21 protein-coding genes are annotated in these 22,543 nt (G+C 32.2%); 10 read left to right on the top strand and 11 right to left on the bottom strand.

What is annotated here, in order from left to right:
• Window positions 1-401: 401 nt before the first annotated feature.
• A complete protein-coding gene (locus HM982_RS08420; protein ID WP_179352702.1) occupies window positions 402-1,604 on the top strand; it encodes an NAD(P)-dependent oxidoreductase in 1,203 nt (400 codons plus the stop codon).
• Window positions 1,605-1,656: 52 nt separating this feature from the next.
• Here the strand turns inward: HM982_RS08420 and HM982_RS08415 are convergent, their stop codons facing one another.
• The 9 genes from HM982_RS08415 to HM982_RS08375 all read right to left on the bottom strand — a co-directional run bounded on the left by HM982_RS08415 (window position 1,657) and on the right by HM982_RS08375 (window position 8,963).
• Window positions 1,657-3,537: a TlpA disulfide reductase family protein gene (locus HM982_RS08415; protein WP_179352701.1), complete on the bottom strand. Its 1,881-nt coding sequence runs from the start codon at window positions 3,535-3,537 to the stop codon at window positions 1,657-1,659.
• Window positions 3,538-3,607: 70 nt separating this feature from the next.
• The gene (locus tag HM982_RS08410; protein ID WP_179352700.1) at window positions 3,608-4,270 is read right to left on the bottom strand and encodes a DUF1361 domain-containing protein; all 663 of its coding nucleotides are present in this window, start codon (window positions 4,268-4,270) and stop codon (window positions 3,608-3,610) included.
• Window positions 4,258-4,665, bottom strand: coding sequence for a ribosomal maturation YjgA family protein (locus HM982_RS08405; protein WP_179352699.1), 408 nt, complete (start codon window positions 4,663-4,665; stop codon window positions 4,258-4,260). The genes HM982_RS08410 and HM982_RS08405 overlap by 13 nt, the downstream gene beginning before the upstream one ends.
• Window positions 4,662-4,994, bottom strand: coding sequence for a hypothetical protein (locus tag HM982_RS08400; RefSeq protein WP_179352698.1), 333 nt, complete (start codon window positions 4,992-4,994; stop codon window positions 4,662-4,664). The genes HM982_RS08405 and HM982_RS08400 overlap by 4 nt, the downstream gene beginning before the upstream one ends.
• 1 nt (window position 4,995) lies before the next feature.
• Window positions 4,996-6,390: a DUF4153 domain-containing protein gene (locus tag HM982_RS08395; RefSeq protein WP_179352697.1), complete on the bottom strand. Its 1,395-nt coding sequence runs from the start codon at window positions 6,388-6,390 to the stop codon at window positions 4,996-4,998.
• Between the two features lie 99 nt (window positions 6,391-6,489).
• Entirely contained in the window at window positions 6,490-6,783 is a 294-nt protein-coding gene (locus tag HM982_RS08390; protein ID WP_179352696.1) for a winged helix-turn-helix domain-containing protein, read from the bottom strand.
• 29 nt (window positions 6,784-6,812) lie between these two features.
• Window positions 6,813-7,181 (bottom strand): hypothetical protein, encoded by a 369-nt coding sequence (locus HM982_RS08385; RefSeq protein ID WP_179352695.1) that lies wholly within the window; start codon window positions 7,179-7,181, stop codon window positions 6,813-6,815.
• A 29-nt stretch (window positions 7,182-7,210) separates the two neighbouring features.
• Entirely contained in the window at window positions 7,211-7,819 is a 609-nt protein-coding gene (locus tag HM982_RS08380; RefSeq protein ID WP_179352694.1) for a hypothetical protein, read from the bottom strand.
• 169 nt (window positions 7,820-7,988) lie between these two features.
• Window positions 7,989-8,963 carry a transglutaminase domain-containing protein gene (locus HM982_RS08375; protein ID WP_179352693.1) on the bottom strand — a complete coding sequence of 325 codons (975 nt, stop codon included), beginning with the start codon at window positions 8,961-8,963 and terminating at the stop codon, window positions 7,989-7,991.
• Between the two features lie 405 nt (window positions 8,964-9,368).
• Between HM982_RS08375 and HM982_RS08370 the strand changes: the two genes are divergently transcribed.
• From HM982_RS08370 to HM982_RS08350, 5 genes are all read left to right on the top strand, one after another.
• A complete protein-coding gene (locus tag HM982_RS08370; RefSeq protein WP_179352692.1) occupies window positions 9,369-11,915 on the top strand; it encodes an adenosylcobalamin-dependent ribonucleoside-diphosphate reductase in 2,547 nt (848 codons plus the stop codon).
• Window positions 11,916-12,166: 251 nt separating this feature from the next.
• Window positions 12,167-13,366, top strand: coding sequence for a hypothetical protein (locus HM982_RS08365; protein ID WP_179352691.1), 1,200 nt, complete (start codon window positions 12,167-12,169; stop codon window positions 13,364-13,366).
• Between the two features lie 189 nt (window positions 13,367-13,555).
• On the top strand, window positions 13,556-13,720 hold the full coding sequence (locus tag HM982_RS08360) for a hypothetical protein (RefSeq protein ID WP_179352690.1): 165 nt from the start codon (window positions 13,556-13,558) through the stop codon (window positions 13,718-13,720).
• Window positions 13,721-14,129: 409 nt separating this feature from the next.
• Window positions 14,130-14,669: an STM3941 family protein gene (locus HM982_RS08355; protein ID WP_179352689.1), complete on the top strand. Its 540-nt coding sequence runs from the start codon at window positions 14,130-14,132 to the stop codon at window positions 14,667-14,669.
• A 102-nt stretch (window positions 14,670-14,771) separates the two neighbouring features.
• A complete protein-coding gene (locus tag HM982_RS08350; RefSeq protein WP_179352688.1) occupies window positions 14,772-15,140 on the top strand; it encodes a DUF1801 domain-containing protein in 369 nt (122 codons plus the stop codon).
• A 207-nt stretch (window positions 15,141-15,347) separates the two neighbouring features.
• Here HM982_RS08350 and crcB read toward each other — a convergent pair whose 3' ends face one another.
• Window positions 15,348-15,713: a fluoride efflux transporter CrcB gene (gene crcB / locus HM982_RS08345; protein WP_179352687.1), complete on the bottom strand. Its 366-nt coding sequence runs from the start codon at window positions 15,711-15,713 to the stop codon at window positions 15,348-15,350.
• 187 nt (window positions 15,714-15,900) lie between these two features.
• A complete protein-coding gene (locus HM982_RS08340; RefSeq protein ID WP_179352686.1) occupies window positions 15,901-16,920 on the bottom strand; it encodes an SRPBCC family protein in 1,020 nt (339 codons plus the stop codon).
• Between the two features lie 91 nt (window positions 16,921-17,011).
• On the opposite strand from HM982_RS08340, the gene HM982_RS08335 reads away from it, so the two are divergent.
• The 4 genes from HM982_RS08335 to HM982_RS08320 all read left to right on the top strand — a co-directional run bounded on the left by HM982_RS08335 (window position 17,012) and on the right by HM982_RS08320 (window position 22,472).
• Window positions 17,012-19,048 carry a dipeptidyl-peptidase 3 family protein gene (locus HM982_RS08335; protein ID WP_179352685.1) on the top strand — a complete coding sequence of 679 codons (2,037 nt, stop codon included), beginning with the start codon at window positions 17,012-17,014 and terminating at the stop codon, window positions 19,046-19,048.
• 232 nt (window positions 19,049-19,280) lie between these two features.
• Window positions 19,281-20,195, top strand: a complete 915-nt coding sequence (gene cysK / locus HM982_RS08330; protein WP_179352684.1) for a cysteine synthase A — start codon at window positions 19,281-19,283, stop codon at window positions 20,193-20,195.
• Window positions 20,196-20,365: 170 nt separating this feature from the next.
• Window positions 20,366-21,037, top strand: a complete 672-nt coding sequence (locus HM982_RS08325; RefSeq protein WP_179352683.1) for a phosphoglycolate phosphatase — start codon at window positions 20,366-20,368, stop codon at window positions 21,035-21,037.
• Between the two features lies 1 nt (window position 21,038).
• Window positions 21,039-22,472 (top strand): FAD-dependent oxidoreductase, encoded by a 1,434-nt coding sequence (locus tag HM982_RS08320; RefSeq protein ID WP_179352682.1) that lies wholly within the window; start codon window positions 21,039-21,041, stop codon window positions 22,470-22,472.
• The last annotated feature ends 71 nt before the right edge of the window (window positions 22,473-22,543 follow it).

The raw sequence follows: 22,543 nt of genomic DNA, 5'->3' as shown, positions 1-22,543 counted from the left end.
TGGTAAGAAATAAATAGGTTATTGTATTATTATTCAATTGTTATAATAAAAAATTATCGTTTTTAGTTTGTGATTGAGGTTTACTGTAAGATTAAAACTAAAATTTAAAGTTTAAAATGTTTGTTTAGAGGTATTAGTGGTGTGGTGTAAATGATTTGTAATAGAAAAATAATGGCCAGCGACTTAGAATCAGAATAAGAATTATAGACCTAAATTAAACCAATGTTAATCGTTTATTATTTTTATTTAAAAACAACTAAAACTAAATTGTTAATAGCAAAGAAAGTCATTGATTTAGTAACGTATAATAGGGTAATAATTTGCATATAGATTATAATCTATTATTTTCGTGAAAATAAAGATTTTTTAAATTTCAAAAAGATTAAAGACACCTATTCTATATGACATTCGCCATCATTAAAGAACGCAAAAACCCGCCAGACAGACGTGTGGTATTTTCTCCTGAACATTTAGCAGAAGCTAGAACCCAATTTCCAGAAGCGACATTTATTGTAGAATCCTCGGATATTAGAATTTTTCCAGATGAAGCCTATAAAAAATTAGGATTTGAAGTGTTAGAAGATGTGTCTCATGCCGATGTCATGATTGGCGTCAAAGAAGTGCCGATTGAAAATTTAATACCGAACAAAAAATATTTCTTCTTTTCACATACCATCAAAAAACAACCTTATAACAGGGCGTTGCTGATTGCTATGTTAGAGAAAAATATAGAAATGTTTGATCATGAAACCATTATTAAAAAGAATGGCGCACGTCTTATTGGTTTTGGTCGTTATGCTGGTTTAGTTGGTGCCTATAATGGATTTAGAGCTTTAGGATTGCGTGATGGCTTGTTTACATTGCCTAAAGTTGAAACACTTGCCGATTTAAACGAGGTGAAAGCTGAATTAGATAAAATAACGATACCGAATATAAAAATATTACTTACAGGAACTGGTAAAGTAGCCTATGGTGCTAAAGAAATTTTAGATCATTTAGGGATTAAACAGATTAGTGATGCCCTGTATTTAACTTCAAAATTTACAGAACCTGTTTATGTTATGGCTGATGTTATGGAATATGCCAAACGAAAAGATGGTAAAGTAGGTGATCGGTTTGAGTTTTATAAAGACCCTTCAGGCTACGAAAGTAATTTTATGGCGTACGCTAAAGAAACTGATTATTTTATCGCAGGTCATTTTTATGGTAATAATGCACCCTATTTGTTTACAAGGGAAGATGCTAAACATCCAGACTTTAGAATTAATTTAGTGGCTGATGTTTCTTGTGATATCGATGGTCCTGTGGCAAGTACTATAAGACCATCTACGATTGCAGATCCATTTTACGGTTATGATGCAAAGACCGAAAAGGAGGTTGCTTTTAATGCTGAGAATGCAATAACGGTAATGGCCGTAGATAATTTACCTTGTGAATTGCCAAAGGATGCTAGTGAAGGATTTGGGGAAACATTTTTAAAACATGTTATTCCAGCGTTTTTTAATACAGATGAAAAAGAGATTTTAAAACGTGCCAGGATGACTGAAAAAGGAAAACTGACAAAGCGATTTAATTATCTGCAAGATTATGTAGATGGTAAATAATAAAAAAAGAGGCGTTCTAGTTAAGGACGCCTCTTTTTTTTATTAGTTATATTTACTCGTTTAGTAGTTCTATCATTGTATTAATTTTGCTGACTTCTTTATCAGGGGAGCCACTATAGCCTACAGAAATAAAATTAATTCTTCCGCTTGGTCCTATAATAATTTTGGTTGGTATGCCTTCCACATTATAGGCACTAGCTACCGTATAATTTCCGCTGTTGTTTTTAGGGTCTATGAGCACATTAAAATCGTATGCATTATCCGATATAAATTTAGATACCTTTTCGACACGATTTTTACCATCTTCAAATGTGTCTATAAATAGAAATTCTGTATTCTCATCAGCTTTATATTTGGTAACGGCTTTTTGCATGCCAGGAAAAGAGGCAATACAAGGTCCGCACCAAGTCGCCCAAAAATCTAAAATAACAGTTTTGCCTTTTAATGATGATAGGTTAACGTCATTACCTTCAAGATTTTTTAAGGTAAAATCAGGAGCTTCTTTATCTATAAGTGTTTTTCTTAAAACTTCTATTTCTGCTTTTTTTGCGGTTTCTTCTAGTTGTGCTAACATCATATCGGCATCTTTTGTCTCATCTGTATTTTTAAGCGCTTCTAAATAATAGGATTTTAATTTCGCAGTGCTCTTGCCTTCTTCAATAAATTGAGTTGCCTTTTCAACAACGGTTGCATATTGTTTATCGGTCATTAAAAACTGAATATAACGTTCGTACATTTCAGGGTTAGCATCTTGTTCAATAGCTTTAGATTGATAGTTTATGGCTTCCTTTATAGCATCATTTTTAAAAGCGAGTAAGGCATAAGTGTCCGCATACATACCATAAGTTTGCTTTAAACTTCTTTCATATTGCTTTGGACTGTAGTATTCAGGTTTGTTTTCTAAGGCTTTTTGTTCTGCTTCCACTAACTCTAAAGACTGTTTAGATAAGGCCATTGCCGCTTCAATATCTTCACCTTTTTCAGCTTTGGGCCAAGCAATACTATTGTATATAGAGGCTTTTGAATAGGCATTAGGCATTAGTTTTAGGTGGGTGTTAAAAGCGTCTTTATTTCCATCGTTATAATGAGCTAATGCAATATTTTGAATAATATATTTACCATCGGGATGTTTTATAATACTCGCTTTATGGGTTTGAAAAATAGAGTCTTTAGTCGCAAAATCTTTAGCGTCAAAATAGGCGTTAATAATTGGCCTAAACGCTAAGTTACTGTTTGGGTATTTTTCAGAAATGATGCTAATAATACTGTCATTACGTTCAGAATCTCGTAGTCCAGAATAAATATGCGATAGCATTTCATAATCTTCAAGGGATGTTGCTTGATTAGCATCGTATTTTGAAAGGTAAGTTTCACCAAGGGTTTTTACTTGACTAGCGTCTACTTGTCTTGCTAAATTAAAGTGAATATTAACCCATTCCTTTGTTAATTCCGGATGCTTTTTAAGCGTGTTTTCAATCGTTTTTAAAGCATCTTCAGGAGTTCCTGCTACACCGTAGTTTTTGCCTGTTGAAGACGCATAATAGTCTTTTACAGCTTCACTATCTTTTGCCATTTGTCCTTCATTATTAACAACAGAAAAAAGAAAGCCTTCTTCATTATTATTTGCATAGGTATCGTCAATACTAATATTAAAAGCTATGACAGCAATACTATCAGGAACAGTAATTGTTGCTGATTGGTTTTTAAATTCTAAATCGTAAGGATAAGATTTAGCGTGTTTGAGTTGATAGAAGAAGCTATCATCGAGTTCTCCATCACCATTATAAGTGATTTGAAAAGGTTCGTTAGCTTTAATGGTCTCAGATGAAAAAGTAAAACTGCCTATGTCTAAAGGCGCTGTTTCTGTTTTTTTCTCATCTTTACAAGACATTAAAATAAGCAGTAATACGACTACAATGTTTGTTTTTTTCATGGTCACCTATGATTTAGACCTATAAATATATGAATTTGAGTATGATATTTGATTTATGTTTTAAGTTAAATCAGTTTTCAAACCGATAAAAGTTTTTAAACAGCCAAAAGCCGACGCTCAAGAATGTCCCAAAGCCTAAAGAGAACAGCCAAGCTTCAGAATATTGAAGTGGTGACATAAGTATTGCGCTTATATCTTTAAATAAATACTGCGGCTGACTTATGATTTCCCAAGAATTGTAACGTAAAAATCGACCTAAATAAACACCAAATCCACTTAAGAAAATCACACTAAGAGTTAAGGTTTGAATTGTGATTTTATTGAATTTAATTTCTATACATTTTTGCATATCCAATAGCGACATAAAAAAGAGTAATAAACCACTCAAAGCAAAAGACAGAATCACTATGATATCGAGCCATAAATGAAAATTATTCCCTGTTCTAAGGTGAATAAAATCAGTAACCATATAAGGCGCGTTTGGTAAAAATAGTAACCAAATTATAAATCCAAAAGCTAAGTATAATGTGGTGATGTTCTCTTTAGATGTAAGATAGAATGAAATGGTATAGGGGATAAGCGCTAAAAATAAATTCCACATTAAAAACAGGAAGAAAAACGATTGATTAAGTTTCATGCGAATCATGAGTACTGTAACACTAAAAGTTAAAGTCACTACGAGTAATGATAAGGTTTTAAAACGATATAGGATAAGTGATTTTATGGCTTCCATAGTTTGAATTTAAAGGTGTGTTTTCGTTTTGAAATAAAGTGCTCAAAGGTCATTACTGTTAGAATACCTAAGGTGTAAGCTATTAAATCAGCAACTTCAAAAGTACTTCCAAATATTAATTGGGCTGTTAAACTGGCTTCTAAATTAAAATAGCTTAAGAAAGGGCTAAGTTGAAGACATTCAATACTATAAGTAATTAAGAGGACGACTAAACTTGAGGCCTTCACATTCAAATTGCTACATCCTCTAAAAATTGCATATAGTAAGATTACAACAAGGTAATCACCAAAAGTATGACGTATAAATCCGGACTTAAGGAATATTGCAATGGCAAGTTCTATAAGGAACAAGCTATGCGCTAATACTAAGTAGTATTTATTGAATTGAATTTTCATGGTGTTTCGGGATGTTGAGGTGTTTTAGGAGTAATGTTATTTTCGATAGTTTTGAAGGGTTTCCGGAGTTCATATCGCCAAACTAAAAGCGCCGTTATGAATATAAAGCAGAAATAATAAGTGGCCAACAAACTGTTTTGAGCTATAACAATCAGCGTTATACATAGTGTAAATAAACCGATAATGTAATACGGGAAATAGCGTTTAAATACTAGCGCTTTATTTTCAGGCGTTTTAGATATCCAAAAAATCAAGGAAACACTAAGTCTAACAACTAAAACACTAATGCTTCCAACTAAGAGTGCTGTAAAAATGATAAGTGCAGCCATTTTATTTCTTTTTTATTTTGAAGTTATCGTACTGAAATTCTTGCCAATTATGAGTTTTAAGTTGATATACATATTTATTGTATTTTGTTTTTATCAACCGAATGGCTTGTTCATCTAAAGTTCCAGAATCGATTTGCGCATTTAGTAATAAAGTGTTGTTATCAGATAAGTTGTATAGATATCCGAAATCCATTGATTGCGCATGATTTAGATTGAATTTTGTTATTTGATAATCCCAATTAATCGTACTCGCTACAATTAATATAACGAATGCAGCTTGGGTGTTGACTCTGAATAAAAACCAGTTATTTTTAACGGTACTTATTTTTAAAAGTGTGGTTATTAATCCGATGCCAGCAAGAAGTAAATATACCATAACACCTATTCTTTTATAGGTAAGCCCAAAGTAGTAGATGTATTCACTGTTTTTAAATACAATGCTACCAACCAATAGGAGGTTTAATAGTATCCAAGTGAAAGCCAGTCGTTTTAAGGTGCTATTTTGGTCATAAAAATTGAGGTTGCCTCTAAACACGTATAGTAGTATCAATATGGCAATAACAATTGAAGCGATAAGTGCATTAATCCCATTGTGAACCTGAGCGGAATATAAAGAAGCTTTTATCTCGTTATTTGAAGCAAGAAATGCTAAGTCAGTAATAAGGTATAAAATAATCAGTGCATTGAGCAACGCGATTAGAATAACACCAAGTTGGTTTTCTTGTTGTAATTTAGGAATTGAAAATGAAGCCGTTTTACTTAGCGTATTACTTGTTTTTAAGTCGTATTCAGTAGCCGGCTCTACTTCAATTGGCGCGTAAATATTATTGAATAAATAATAGCCTACACCAGCTAATAGCAGCCATTGTACATTAATAAACTCAAAATCTATTTGCTCTATCAGATTGCTAAATACAGGGTTTCCATTTTTGTAAAGCGCAATGAAAGTTACTAGGATGACAGTAGGGATAATGATGATTTTTGCCCAATACCTATAATGAATTTTAGTTTTTATGGAAGTATTATTGGTCTCTTTTTTTACTGATATATTCGCAAAATTCCGATGAAAAAAACCTGCAATCGTAGTATATAAACCATTGAGCCAATTTACATAAATCGATGATTTAGTCTCTGAGAGATGACCGATTAACGTAAAGAATGCGACTAGGTTAGCAATGATAGATAGGGAGGAGCTATTAAAAAACATCGTTAAACCTGTAGCAAGGTATACAGCGGCATAGGCCAGAGTTTTTCGATTTTTAAAATGCGATTTATTATTAATTAAAAGAATAATAACCGTGAGTATACTAAACAAAAATAAGTTAAGTCCAAGGCTTTGGTTGTAGAAGAAAGTGCTAAATAATAGTGCAGCAATAAATAAGATTAGTTTTTTCATGTTTTGGTTATTTAAAAGTACTTTGTTTTTCAAAGTTAATGGTTAAAAAAAAGAGTTTTACTTTAAATTAATACGCTAGGCGCAGTATAAAAAACTTTACTAAGTTTTATGGATTAATTTTTCTAAGGCTTCAATATGTTTTTTAAATTCAGCTTTTCCTAATTTGGTAGCACTGTATCTTGTATTAGGTTTTCGACCTATAAATTGTTTTTCAACGCGTAAATATTCTGATTTTTCCAAAGCTTTAGTATGACTAGCTAAATTACCATCAGTAGCGCCCAATAATTCTTTTAACATCTTAAAATCAGCATATTCATTTACCATTAGAATAGACATGATACCGAGTCGTATTCTGTGATCAAATAGTTTATTTATGTTGGTGATTATGCTCATCTTATTTTCTAAATAGGCAGAAATATGTTTTAAAATTTATTAAAATTACTTTTAGTTAATATGGTATCCTTCTGTATGGTAATCATAATGTTTTTTTCAATTTGAGAACCTTTATTATAATAACCAAATTGTTGTTTTGTAGTTGCTTTTGTATCTAAATTTCTAAAACAAATAAGGTAGCTACCATCCGAATTTAAGTCATCCATTTCTATATAATGCACAACTTCTTCACCTTTCTTTAAACTTATATATTCCTTTTTAGAATCGGGTGTAATTCGCAAGGAGTCAATATTAAAACCACTATTGTTTGTAATGATAAACTTGGCTTCATTATAATTACAAGAGTATAATGTTGCTATTATAAACAGATAGCCTAGGCTGTTTTTTAATAATTTCATGTGCTTTATTTTTATTGCGCTCCCCACATTTATTTTCTATCGTATTTAATATACATCCATATACCATAAACGATATGCATCAGCCCAAAGCCAATAACCCAAAGCCAAAATCCTAAACCTGGATAAAGCGCAGCAATAAGGCCCAAAGTTATTTGAATAAATCCTAAATATTTAATATCTCCGATACTATATTTTGAAGCGTTAATTAAAGCTAGTCCATAAAAGATTAACATTAAACCACCTGTTTGTCCAAATTTACCATGAGATAATATTATTAAAACATATAATCCTCCAGCAATGAGAGGAATTAGGAAGTTAATTATTAGGCGTTTTGATGAGGTGTCCCATATTTTTTCACCATTTTTTTTAGCTTTTCTGGTCGTTAAAAAAATGCCTGTAACAACACTTAAAAAGGCCACCATAAATAGAATAAATAATACGGTTCTAAAAACCCAACCATCTAATCTTAAGGTGCCAGAACTATAATTAGTTACCAACCAAAAGGTTGTACCTGCACCTATGAGTGCATAAATTCCTGCCATGATTCCAGATAAACCGCTTAAAGAAATAAATCGTGAAGACTTATTCATAAGATTTTTAATCTCTGTAATATCTTTTAAGTAATCTTTGTTGCTCATATTTAAAGTACTTTGAAATGCAAAGTAAAATAAATTAATTGAATTACACACTATAATTTTTGAGATTTAGCAAAAATTTTGAAATGGAAGTTTCTCTTATAGAAAGTGAAATACTAATTTGGAAGGTTATGTTTTCACAATAACTAGTGTAATGAATTTGCTCTGACTATCATTGTTCTATTTTAAAGTCTAATATTTTATGGTTATCATAAAAGAAGCTTAGCACTTTAGATTTGTCAGATCGATATTTTAAAATAGCTTCATAATGATCAACAGTATTTTGCTTAAGTGAGAGCTTTTTATATTTGATTTCATTATTAAACTTATAATAAATATCCTTATGATCTTTTTGGTCCTTAAAATTAATTCTGATTTTTTTATTTTCTTTGGACACCGATAAAAGACCTTTTTGATAGTTGTCCATTTTTAGGCCACTTTCAAAATATTTTTTATAAAATATTGGACGTTTAAAAAAGGCTTCTGTACTAATAGGTTCTGGCACAAATTGAAATTTGGATTGCTCAGGTAGATGCGATGATAGTAATATTTCTGGATCTATAAAGAAATAAAAATCATTAATGTGCTTAACCCATTGGCTTGCATTACCATTTAGATAACCAGAAGCAAATGTAAGGTCTAAAAGTTTCCATTGGTTATTAATTTTAACAGCATTCCAAGAATGGTTTTTAGTATAACGTGGGTTTTCTATATCGTTTACCGACACTTTTGTAATGCCTTTAATAATCTCTACTTCAATGTTAGATTTTAAACAGAGTTCGGTAAAAAGTGAACTATATCCTAAGCATAAAGCTTTTCTTTCTTTAAAAACTTGTTTAGCTATTTTTTTTCTCTTTTGATTTTCAATGCTTTTATTAATACTTGCTGAGTTAAACGAAGACCCTAAAACTGGAGGTCGGATAGAATAATATTTAATTAAATCATAAGTAACATTATGTGCTATCCAAGTGTAATACGCTCTTACTTTTTCGGTATCTGTATCAAAGCTATTATTTACTCGTAACACAAGTTGGTCAATCTGATCATAATTTGGGTAATTTTTTACTTTTTCATCAATCGATTTATAATTTTGAGAATAAGCATAAGTAAGGCATAGCGTAAAAAGAATAGTAATTAGTTGCTTCATATAATAAATATAGGAATTTTTATCTAATACGTGAATTTAGGAAGTTATAATATATTTTATAATAAGCTGAATCTTCCAAATGTTTATTCATGAAATTAATATAATGGTTTCAATATAATTATGAATTGCCAACATTATGTTATTAAAATTAAAACAATTAAATAATTCGTTTTAATAATAGCATAGAAATTAGATTAATGGTCAATAGGATGTTTATAATTATTAATTGAATTGTTGGTTTGTTTTTATCAAATTTAAGATTTTGTAGGAAAAATAAAAACAGGGTATTTCATTAGTTAACAATCCTCTTGATTTATTAACAAGTATGATTTTTATCATGTTTTTGAGATTTATGTTCGGCTAGATTTGTGTAAATCCAATTAATATCTCAAAACTTATACAATCATGACTAAAACGCTTTCGCCTTCTAAATCATACACTTATGATGAGGTTTTAAACCATTGCCTAAACTATTTTAATAATGACGAACTTGCAGCCACCACGTGGATTAACAAGTACTGTTTAAAGGATAAACAAGGTAATTATTTAGAAATATCACCAGATGATATGCATCAAAGAATGGCTAAAGAATTTGGTAGGATTGAACATAAATATAGACTCACCGAAACGATTTCAGAACATTTATCGGATTATGGAAAAAAAAGAAATCCATTAGACGAGGCTAAAATTTACCAACTTTTTAAAGATTTTAAATATGTGATACCACAAGGTAGCGTGATGTTTGGTTTAGGAAATGATCAAGTTATTGCATCCTTGTCAAATTGTATTGTTGTGCCGTCAGTTTTAGATTCTTATGGCGGTGTTTGTTACACCGATGAGCAATTAGCACAACTGTTTAAAAGACGCTGTGGTGTAGGCGTAGATTTATCAGAATTACGTCCAAAAGATGCTTTGGTATCTAATGCCGCAGGTTCAACTACAGGAGCTGTTTCATTCATGAATCGTTTTTCTAATACCACAAGAGAAGTCGCTCAAAACGGCAGACGTGGCGCGTTAATGCTCACTATGGATGTAAAGCATCCAGATATTGAAGATTTTATTACCATAAAGCAAGACTTAACCAAAATTACAGGGGCTAATATTTCCATTCGTTTGTCAGATGAATTTATGCAAGCCGTTGTTAACGATACTAAATTTACCCTACAATGGCCAATTGAAAGTAAAACACCTAAGTATAAAAAGGAGATTGAAGCCAAAGACCTTTGGGAGAAAATCATAACCTGCGCGCATAATACCGCAGAACCAGGATTGATTTTTTGGGACAGACAGCACAGCTATTCAACCTCTTCTGTATATCCTGAATTTAAAAATAGCTCCACAAATCCTTGTTCAGAAATTGCGATGCAAGGTGGTGATAGTTGCCGATTGATTGCCGTAAATTTATTCAGTTTTGTTGAAGAACCATTTACAAAGAAAGCAACATTCAACTTTAAAAAATTCTATGAAGTGGTTTATGAAACCCAACGCCTTATGGATGATTTGGTAGATTTAGAGCTTGAAGCTGTACAGCGTATTTTAGCTAAAATTAATGCCGATCCAGAACCAGATGCCATTAAGAGAAATGAAAAAGAGTTGTGGAATTTACTGTCAGAAACGGGTAAAAAAGGACGGCGAACCGGTTTAGGTTTTACGGCCTTAGCCGATGCTGTTGCTGCGCTAGGTGTTAAGTTTGATACGGACGAATCCTTAGCTGTTGTTGACGACATTATGAAAACTAAAATGCGGGCCGAGTTTGATAGTAGTATTGATATGGCAATTACAAGAGGACAGTTTGAAGTGTTTAATAGAAACATTGAAGATACCTCAGAATTTGTTCAAATGTTGGCCAAAGAATTTCCTGATACCTATAAACGAATGATGGAACATGGTCGTAGAAATATCTCCATAAGTACCGTTGCACCTACAGGTTCCTTAAGTATGTTAGCCCAAGTATCTTCAGGGATTGAGCCCGTATTCTTATTGTCGTATGTAAGACGACGAAAGGTAAATACTAATGATGAAAATTCTAAAGTCGATTTTGTAGACGATTTAGGCGATGCTTTTGAAGAATTTACCGTGTATCATAAAAAGTTTGAAACTTGGATGAACACCACAGGAAAAACCGAAATAGCCGATAGTCCTTATGCAGGCGCAACAGCACCAGAAATTGATTGGAAAAAGCGTGTAGAATTACAAGCCTTAGTTCAAAAATACACCACGCATTCTATTAGTTCAACCATCAACTTAGCTAAAGACGTTACGGTTGATTTAGTTGGGGATATTTATGTGGATTCTTGGCAAAAAGGTTTAAAAGGTATCACGGTTTATAGAGATGGTTCTCGAAGTGGCATTTTAGTGTCTACCGACGATAAAACGAAGGAAGAAACGGTGACCACAACAGAAACCTTAGTGGCTAAACGTCCCGATAAAATTGAAGCTGAAATTGTGCGCTTTCATAATGAATCCGAAAAATGGTTAGCTGTCATTGGTTTGGTAGACGGACGTCCTTATGAAATTTTTACAGGCCAAATGAAAGACGCTTTTAATTTACCAGAATCGGTAGAGAAAGGTTGGGTTATTAAGCAAAGGCCAGAAGGGGAGCCTTCTCGATACGATTTTCAATATATAGATAATGAAGGTTATAAAATTACCATAGAAGGTTTATCCCGATCTTTTGATAAGGAATTTTGGAATTATGCTAAGCTTATTTCAGGGGTGTTACGCCATGGTATGCCAATGCCTTATGTTGTGGAGTTAATTCATAATTTAAATTTATATGATGAGCATATCAACACTTGGAAAAATGGTGTGGCCAGAGCATTAAAACGTTTTGTGCCAGAAGGTACGGAAGCTTTAGATAAAAAATGTCCTAACTGTAATGATCCCGAAGGTTTGGTTTATGAAGAAGGTTGTCTAAAATGTAAAAGTTGTGGTTATTCTAAGTGTGGTTAAAAAGGACTACAATTTATGCTGAATTTAATTCCGTAAAATAGGAAATTGTAGCTTCAGCCTATAGAATTTTAAGAAAAATAAATTTACTTAAATAACCTCAGACCTTAAAGGTTTAAAAACCTTTGAGGTCTTTTTTTTCTGTATTAGAATATTTGAACTATTTTGTCTTGAAAAGAAAAAACAATTAAGTGTAAATAGTTATATTCAATTGTTAGTATTAATATTAGCCAATTATTAAACTGTTTATTAAAATGAAAAAAACGATTATATTAGTACTTATTGTAGTAGTCCATTTAGTAACTAACAGCTGTTCCTCTGACAGTAATAACGAAAATAATGACTGTCTGAGTCAAATTTTCCAAGGAGACTTAATTTTCGAAAGTCAAGAAGAGGTAGATTCATTTGATAGTGATTGTTATGTAGTAATAAATGGTTCATTAATACTTAACGGAGCAATTAATGACATTAGCAATTTGCAAAACATTACAACCATTAATGGTAGGCTGGCAATATATTATACATTTTTAAATGACCTAACAGGGCTGCAAAACGTAAATTCTGTTGAGACCATAGAAATAGAAAATAATCCAAGTTTACAAGATTTATCTTCCCTAACAAACATAACTTCTGTTAATTATATAAGCATTTTTTATAATAACGTATTAGCAGATTTAGTGGGACTTAATAATATTACCCGTGTGGAAGAGGATATATCAATAAGAGGTAATGAGCAGTTACGTAATTTGGATGGATTAGGTAGTTTAACAACAATAGGTAAAGACTTAGAACTTTTTAGAAGCTATTTGGAAAATTTAGAAGGGTTAGAAAATCTTGAAAGCATCGGAGAAACTTTTAAAATTTTTGAAAATTCCTTATTGACTAATTTAAATGGTTTAGAAAGCCTAACATCTGCAAGTAATTTATTTTTCTTTAGCAATGATGGTAATGCTAGTGCATTAGAAAATATTGATGGTTTGGAAAACCTAAATAGCACTTCAAATATCGATATAACACAAAACTTCGCTTTAGAAAGTATTTATGGTTTGAGAAATGTTACTTCCAGCCTATATGCACTTAAAATACGAAATAACTTTTCGTTGAATAATCTAAATGGGTTAGAAGGCATTACTAATATCGAAAATGAATTGGAAATTCATCAAAATTATGAAATTACAAATATCGATGGATTACAAAATATAAATCACGTTGAAAATAAAATCATTATCACAGGAAATAGCCTTATTACTAATATAGATGCCTTAAATAATATACCTTATGTTAATGGAACAGTTAATATTGGAGCTAATGAAACCTTAATTGACTTGTGCGGAATTCTTCAATTAATTGTAAATATCTATGATGATTACAATGGACAATACATAGTATTAGAAAGTAATGGGTTCAATCCGCAAAATAATACTGACTTTACAAATGGGAATTGTAGTTTGTAATTAATTTTATTGCTTTTTAATTAGAGACAAAGACATAGAATGAATAAAAATACTGATACCAACACCGCGTATTTTCTATTCGGTTTTTATATACTAATTTATTTGCTTAACCACGCAACTAATCAAACATAGACACACTGTAGTTAATTCTATCCATTTTTTAAAAAAAATAATAATTACTTTGAGAAAATGACAACATACAGTTCATCTTCAAGCTATTCAATTTATGAAGCAGTATTTGCCTCAGTAATGTTTTTGGGAATTGGAATTGTATTTGCCAATTCTTTAGAATTGATTTGGATGAAGATTATTTCTATTTTAATCTCAATCGGAATCGTTTTTTTTGATTATTAAATATCAAAGAAAAAGAACATTTGATATTAAATTTTCGGAAGAGGAAATAATAATTAAATACATGTTTTTAAGAAAAACGGTAAAAGTCCCTTATAAGGATTTATTACAAATTGAATTCATTTCAGCACATCGAACACCTACTAGAAATAGGATAAAATTTAATTACGGAAATAAAATAAAATCATTGAGATTTTTGACAGTCGCATATTCTGACCAATATATTGAATTTGTTAAGTGGTTAAAGTCTAAAAATGATAAATTGGACTTAAAAGTTTTTCCATCTAACCATATAATAAATCATAAAATTCAAGAAGTTTACGGATTTAAATATAGAGAAATAGTAAAGAAAACACTTTGAATAAAAACGACCTATAAATCCATATACATAAATGTTGTTTAACATTTGAGCATGAACGAAATCAAACTCTATAAATCCAATAAAAAGGCATTTAAAATGTACTTACTAACAGTACCTCTAATAGTATGTGGAATTTGGTTAATTACAAGAGCTGATAGTTCAGAAACAGACCGAATAATGGGGTGGATAGGGACCTGTTTTTTTAGTTTAGCTATTCCTATTTCAATTTATCATTTGTTTGATAAAAGACCTCAAGTCATAATAAATGAAATCGGAATTTTTGATAGAACAACTCATAATGAATTTATCAATTGGGAAATAATTAATGATGCTTATCCAATAAATATTCACGGACAACATTTTATTTGTCTTTCAGTACCTGAAGATTTTAAACCTTCTAAAAAGAAAAGTAGTTTATATAAAGGTTTTGCAAAACTAAATGAGATGGTCGGAGCACAAGAGTTGAATATACAACTTGGTCATTTGGATATAAATACAATTATATTAACTGAGTTTATAATAGCAATGACTCATGCAGATAAAAATAAAAAAAAGAAATTAATAAAAAATGTGTTAAACCACCATTCATAATTAACGAGGTCTAATCTAAAACCTTTTAAAAATCAGCAACTCATTTTATTCTAATAATTAGTTTTAAATTTGAAAATTTTTTGAGTCTTAAAATTCAATATTGTGAATCCAGCAGAAGCACACATTTTAAAACAACCGGAACCTTTTAGGTCCATAATAATGCATTTGCAAGTTTTAGTGGAGCACACTTTACCAGAAGCTGATTTATTATATAAATGGCGAATGCCATGCTATTACATTGGTAAACGACCAATCTGCTACCTCAATAAAACAAAGGATTATGTTGACGTTGGTTTTTGGCATTCCGCACACTTATCAAAACAATGGAATGCGTATTTAATTTCCGAAAATCGTAAAGTTGTAAAATCATTACGTTACAAAACACTTGATGATATTGATGATGCTGTTTTTATTTCAATATTAAGAGAAGTGGAAGGCTTGAAGGAGAAAGGGTTTTATAAGAAAAGTTGACTACAGTCTCAGTCGCAGTTTTCAGATGTAGTACTTAATGACTCTTTTAGTTTTAGAATCGTTAACTTGATTCTTCTCGCAAAGTAGCAAAGCCGCCAAGCCGCAAAGTTTTTAACGCATTAAGAATTCGTGTAAATTAGTGAAATCCGTGTCACCTTTTTCTCCGTGAGGCTCTGTGCAAACTCTGTGAAACACAGTGCAACAATTTCACTTCACCAAAAACATTCCTAAAAACACAGCCAAAAACCCAAGAACAAAACTAGCTACTGTATAAACAGCAAAACTCATAAAGTCGCCCGATTTTAAAAACATATGATTCTCATAAGCAAAGGTTGAAAAGGTTGTAAAGCCACCACAAAACCCTGTTGCTAAAAGTAAGGTCTGATTTTGAGACAATGTTTCATTTTTAGCTGCCAAGCCAAGAATTACACCAATTAATAAGCTACCTAAAATATTAGCCGCAAAAGTGCCATAAGGAATTCCGGTTTCAGAATTGTTGAGCCATTTTCCAATCGCAAAACGCAGTACGCTGCCAAAGCCTCCTCCAAGGAATACGAGTATGAGTTGTTTCAATTTTTTAGTCTTTAGTTTATAGTCGGTAGTTTGTGTTATGTTTTTTTGTTGTCAATATTACAACGTACTATTAAGTTATTCGCTAATCGTTCTCTGTAAATCTCTGCGTCATCTCAGGCCATTTCCGTATGATTTTTTTTCCTTAGCAACTTTACGAGAACCCATTTTTCAAACGTCCAAGTTCACACTACTCAACGGCTAAATAAATCTCAGCTTTCCATTCTGCAGGATTAGGATAATTTTCTGGCATCGTTAAATAGGTTTGAAGCATAGGTCCATCTTCAACAACCTTTAAGTTATTATCGGTAACATAAGTCATTGTCGTATCCCAGGCTTCTTTCATGTTAGAAAAATCACCTTGTAATACTGTTTTTACTGTTTTAAACGATTCTAATTGTCCGGTTAAAATTTCAGGCTCTTCAGATATAATTCGCGAATATGTAGGAATACAAGCCGAGAATATAATGGCATCGTTTTCAATATCCCATTTGTTGTATAAAATATAAGGTTTTCCTGCCATAGATATATTGTGCGTAATAGCATAAGCACCAACTTCGCCTAATAATGTCGTTGTTTTTTCGTCAAAATCATTAAATTTAGTAGCGGCTGTTTTATAAAGATAATAACCACCACTATGTTGGGTGACTCCTTCAACCTTTATGCTGTAAACTTTCATTTCAGCTTGTACCACACTATCCAATTTTTCTAAACCCCTTTCGTAATCAGGACCAATTTGTTTTTCCATCCCTCCCGAAAATGCCATCCACATCTTAAATCCAAAAGGTAAATTCTCTCCAGATATCGTCCAACTCACATCCGTAGTGCCATCGTCGTTGGCATCAAAAGTCCAATTTACATCAGATTTGGGATAGTCACCAAATTGCAATTCTTGGCTTATAGATGCATGAGGTGTGCTAGCTGTAGTTGTCATACTTCCAATGTCACCATTAGCATTCCAACTATAATGGCCATCAACACCATGGGTTTGTTCTCCTAAGGTGATTTCCATATCAGGATTTGCTTCAATCCATGGATTCCAAGACTCCCAGTTTTTAAAATCAATCACATTTTCGTAAACCACAGCTTGTGGTGCGGCAATGGTTCTTGTTCGCGTTACTTCATAAGAGTTAGGCTGCACAGCAATGTAGATAGATAGGCCAATAACAAGAATAAGTAATAGTAATAAGAGGTATTTAAAAACTTTCATTTATAGGGATTATATTTAGTGTTTATCAAAGATAGTCATTTTATGATATGTGATATAAGTATTACATTTGTGAATAACAAAAAATATACACATGAATTTAAAATCATTATTTAAAATTTGTCTTGTTGCATTGCTAATTGTGGCATGTAAGAACGATGTTAAAGAAGATTCAAACGCTACTGTTGCACCAGTAGAAGCGGATTTTAGTTTTAATGTTGAAGAATTTGCTGACATTAAAATCTTACGTTATCAGATTCCAGGTTGGGATAACCTAAGTCTGAAAGAACAAAAATTGGTTTATTATCTTACCGAAGCTGGCCTTGCTGGTCGCGATATTATTTGGGACCAGAATTACAGGCATAATCTTAAAATTAGACATGCCCTCGAAAATGTTTATACAAACTATAGTGGTGACAAGTCTTCAGACGATTGGAAAAATTTTGAAACTTACCTAAAGCGTGTTTGGTTTAGTAATGGTATACACCATCATTATTCTAATGCTAAAATAAAGCCAGAATTTGATAAAACTTATTTAACAGAACTATTTACAGCAACAAATACGGAGTTAGAAGCTGAAGCATTTGATGTGATTTTTAATGATAAGGATGTCAAAAAAGTAAATAAAGTTAAAGGAATAGACAATGTTTTAGAGTCTGCTGTTAATTTTTATGGTCCAGATGTAACGCAAAAAGAGGTTACGGAATTTTATAAAACAAAATCATCACCTAATCCAGAGCAGCCTTTATCTCACGGATTAAATTCACAACTAGTAAAAGAAGATGGTGTTATTAAAGAACGTGTTTATAAATCTGGAGGTTTATACGGTTCTGCAATTGATGAAATTGTTAGCTGGTTAGAAAAAGCAAAAGGTGTAGCTGAAAATGATGCGCAAGGCGAAGCTTTAGGCTTATTAATTCAATATTATAAAACAGGAGATTTACAAACTTGGGACGATTACAATGTGGCTTGGACTGCTGCAACAGAAGGTAATATCGATTATATAAACAGTTTTATTGAAGTATATAATGATCCTATTGGTTATACAGGTTCATATGAAACAATCGTACAAATCAATGATTTTGATATGTCTCAAAAAATGGCTGTTTTATCTGAAAACGCGCAATGGTTCGAAGACAATTCGCCATTAATGGACGAACACAAAAAAGATAGTGTAGTAGGTGTCACTTACAAAGTGGTTAATGTAGCAGGTGAAGCAGGTGACGCTTCACCAAGTACGCCAATTGGAGTTAATTTACCAAATGCTAACTGGATTAGAGCAGCGGTAGGAAGTAAATCGGTCTCTTTAGGAAACATTATTAATGCGTATAGCAATGCAGGTGGTACAGGACGATTAGAAGAATTTGCTCATGATGAAGAAGAGGTTGCGTTAGAAGAAGAATACGGACAATTAGCAGATAAATTACACACGGCATTACACGAGGTTATTGGTCATGCCTCAGGACAATTAAATCCTGGTGTAGGTGAAACTAAAGAAACACTTAAAACTTATGCGTCTACGTTAGAAGAAGGGCGTGCTGATTTAGTTGGTTTATACTATTTATACGATTCTAAACTACAAGAATTAGGATTGGTTGAAGATTGGGAAAAAGTAGGAAAAGCGGCTTTTGATGGGTATATCAGAAATGGTTTAATGACGCAATTAATTCGTTTAGATTTAGGTGATGATGTCGAAGAAGCACATATGAGAAACAGACAATGGGTATCAGCGTGGGTTTACGAAAAAGGTCAAGCAGATAACGTAATTGAAAAAGTAACTAGAGACGGTAAAACCTATTTTAATATCACTGATTATGAGAAGTTACACGATTTATTCGGTCAGTTATTAAGAGAAACACAACGTATTAAATCTGAAGGCGATTATGCTGCGGTTGAAGCTTTAGTAGAAGGCTACGGTGTTAAAGTAGACCAAGATATTCATGCAGAAGTTTTAGAGCGTAATAAGCAATTTCCTTCGCCACCTTACAGTGGATTTGTTAACCCTGTTTTAGTGCCAGAGACAAATGATGCTGGTGAAATTACAGCGATAAAAGTGACGCATCCTGATGTGTTTGCGGAGCAAATGTTAAGATATAGTAAGCATTATAATCACCTTCCTGATGTGAACTAATTTGTAGACGATTATAAATCTTGAAAAGCACTTACAGAAATGTAGGTGCTTTTTTTGTTTTAATGCTGCTTTACATTTAAACTTTATAATCTTAAGATCTTCCTAATTAGTGTGTTTTGCGACTTAAAAACAGTAACTTTATAAGACTTGAAATTATGAGTTTAATACGTTTGTTTAACTCATTACATTAAACTCATATGGAGTTATTTAAAAATCAAAAAAATAATGAACTATGAAGATTAACAATATTTTAGAAGCTATAGGAAATACACCTGTAGTTAAATTGAATAAATTATTCCCAGAAGCAAATGTTTGGATGAAAATTGAAAAATCTAATCCAGGCGGAAGTATAAAAGATAGAATTGCTCTAGCAATGATTGAAGATGCTGAAAACAAACTGCTTATAAATCCCGATACCGAAATTATTGAACCAACCTCAGGAAATACAGGTATTGGTTTAGCTATGGTTGCTGCTGTAAAAAATTATAAGCTGACACTCGTTATGCCAGAATCTATGTCTGTAGAACGTAGAGCTTTAATGGCTGCTTATGGCGCTAAATTGGTATTAACACCAAAAGAAAAGGGCTTAGTAGGTACGATTGAAAAAGCAGAAGAGCTCGTTAAGAATAATGACAATGCATGGATGCCATCTCAATTTACAAATCCGGCTAACCCAAAAATTCACGAAACAGCAACAGCAGTAGAAATTGCTAATGATTTTCCTGAAGGTATCGATTACCTTATTACTGGTGTAGGTACAGGTGGACATATTTCAGGTATGGCGAAGCTATTGAAGGGGAAATTCACAAGTTTACAGGTGTTTGCCGTAGAACCAAGTGATTCACCCGTAATTTCAGGAGGCGAATCAGGGCCACATGCTTTACAAGGGATTGGTCCGGGGTTTATTCCAGAAACATTTAATAGAAATCTAATTGATGGCGCTATAAAAATAACAAAAGAAGAGGCTTTTGCAGAAGTTCAAAATATAGCAAAAACCGAAGGCATCTTAGTAGGTATTTCAACAGGAGCCTCTTTAGCGGCCGTGAGAAAACAGTTAGAAACAATTCCGAATGATAAAATAATATTAACTATGAATTATGATACGGGAGAACGTTACCTTTCTATAGATGGCCTTTTTAAGGAATAAAGTTAATTCATAAAATTATTATTAGTAAAAGCGATATAAAACGGATTTTATATCGCTTTTATTTTAGTTAAAATTTTGAGTGTTTGTAAATAAATAATACTTCCTAAAAATAGCATAAATACTCAGAATTTTATTAAAACTTCCGCATCTTTGCTTCAAAATTAAGCATTGTGAATTTTAAAGAAAAAGAACTCATTATATTCGACTTTGATGGAACACTTATTAATAGTATTCCAGATTTGACTTTGGCGGTAAATAAAATGTTGTCGCACTACAAACGAGAATCACTATCCATAGAACAAGTCACACCATTTATTGGAAATGGAGCTTTGCCTCTAGTGCGTAGAGCCTTAGAGTTTACGATGCCAAATCAGAACTTGTCAGATTCGTTATTAAATGAAGCTTTCGATATTTATTTAGCAGCTTATAAAGAGGTGACTTGTATAGATACGTTTATGTATCCTGGTGTTTTAGATACCTTAATAGACTTGGATAGCAAAGGCTATAAAATGGCTATTTGTACCAATAAACCTTTTGGATTTATAGAACCTATTTTAGATAAATTAGAGATTACTAAATTCTTTAAATCTTGGATTGGTGAAGATTCGCTTTCTGAAAAAAAACCGAGTGCTGTACCGCTTTTGCATTTAACAAAAGAACTGCAGACCAGTTTAGAAAAAAGCATCATGGTTGGGGATTCTAAAAATGATATTCTGGCCGCTCGAAATGCTAAGATGGAAAGTATTGGTGTGAGTTACGGTTATAATTATAATGAAAACATTGCAGATTATAAGCCAACCGTTGTGGTCGATAATTTTGCAGAGCTACAAGCGTTGTTTTAAGATGAGTAAAATTTATAATGTTGGTGTTATTGGTGGTGGTGTTTCGGGTGTGGTTATCGCATTAGAATTAGCTAAATATGGTGTAGATACCGTTTTATTTGAACAACGTGAAAGTGTTGTTAATGGGCCGCCGTTCTGTCACTTACATGCTGGTGGCAATTTATATCCTGATATTTCAGATGAACAGTGTAAAGTTTTAATGAAACAATCGATAGAAATGGCGCGTTTATTTCCGCAATCTATAGATAAAAGGCCGACGTTTATCAGTGTTCCTAAAACAGCAAAATACGATTTAGATAAGATTAAAAATCGTTTAAATATGTTAGTAGACTACTACGAGACCTTAATAGACGAAGATCCATTAAATGAAATTTTAGGAGCACCAAAAGACTATTATAAAACGTATTCCAAAGCGGATCTAGAAGCACTATCTGAACAACCAACCCATAAAAATCCAAAAACGTCTGATGAGTGGCTTTCTAATACCATAAAGCTAATTGATTATGAGAAGCTAAAAACGCCTGTCATCTTGGTTCAAGAGTATGGTTGGAATTTGTTTAGACTAGCAGCTCAAGCACAATTGGCTTTAGATAAAACCAATCAATGTGAACTAAATATCAATACAACGGTTACTAACATTAAAGATGTTAGAAATGAAAATTTAGATTATAATTGGGAGATTAACACCGAAAAGGACGTTTATAAAGTGAACTATTTGGTGAATTCATGTGGATTTAAAACAGGCATATTTGATGAATCGTTACATTTTGCTACTGAACGATTAATAGAATTTAAAGCAGCTTATGTATCTAAGTGGCAACCCATTTCAGGTTTAATTCCAGAACTTATTTTTCATGGTGAACGTGGTACACCTAATGGTATGGTGCAGTTAACACCTTATAGTGATGATTATTACCAAATTCATGGCATGACAAAAGATGTTACGCTATTTGAAAACGGTTTGGTAAAGTCAAAAAGTAAACTCACACAACCCAAATTTGATAAAGCAATTACGCAGAAATTAAATGACGGTTGGGAAGCTGAGGAAATTAAAACGAGAACAGAAAGTGCCATTACATCGGTCACTAAATTTGTACCTTCATTTCAATCCGCAATAGTTGGTGGCCCTCCTTTGTTTGGAGCACAGCAAATTCCGGGAGATGATCCTAATTTACGTGTTGGAGAAGTACAGTTTCCAAGTGAGTTTTACGCAAGAAGTGAAATTGTTAAAGCCTCTTCCGCTATCACTGTAGCGAATCAAATTATCAATCAAATTCAATATAAAGGCATCGTTCCTTTAATTGCTGAACAAACAAATCAAAACGAACTATTAGAGGAAGTCTCTAAAGTAGAAATAGATGAACTAGCCTCTAAATTAGCTAGCCAACGTGGTTATCCAGAAGCATTATCGCGATTGGTCATTCCGCAGGAATAATTATGATGTTTAAAATTATAAATATATATTAAAGTATTTGCATATAATTTTGTGTTTCGTTGATAAGCGCT

The organism is Winogradskyella vidalii, assembly GCF_013403955.1.
In the GTDB taxonomy this organism is placed as follows: Bacteria; Bacteroidota; Bacteroidia; order Flavobacteriales; family Flavobacteriaceae; genus Winogradskyella; species Winogradskyella vidalii.
This window is presented reverse-complemented; position numbering and strand designations above follow the sequence as displayed.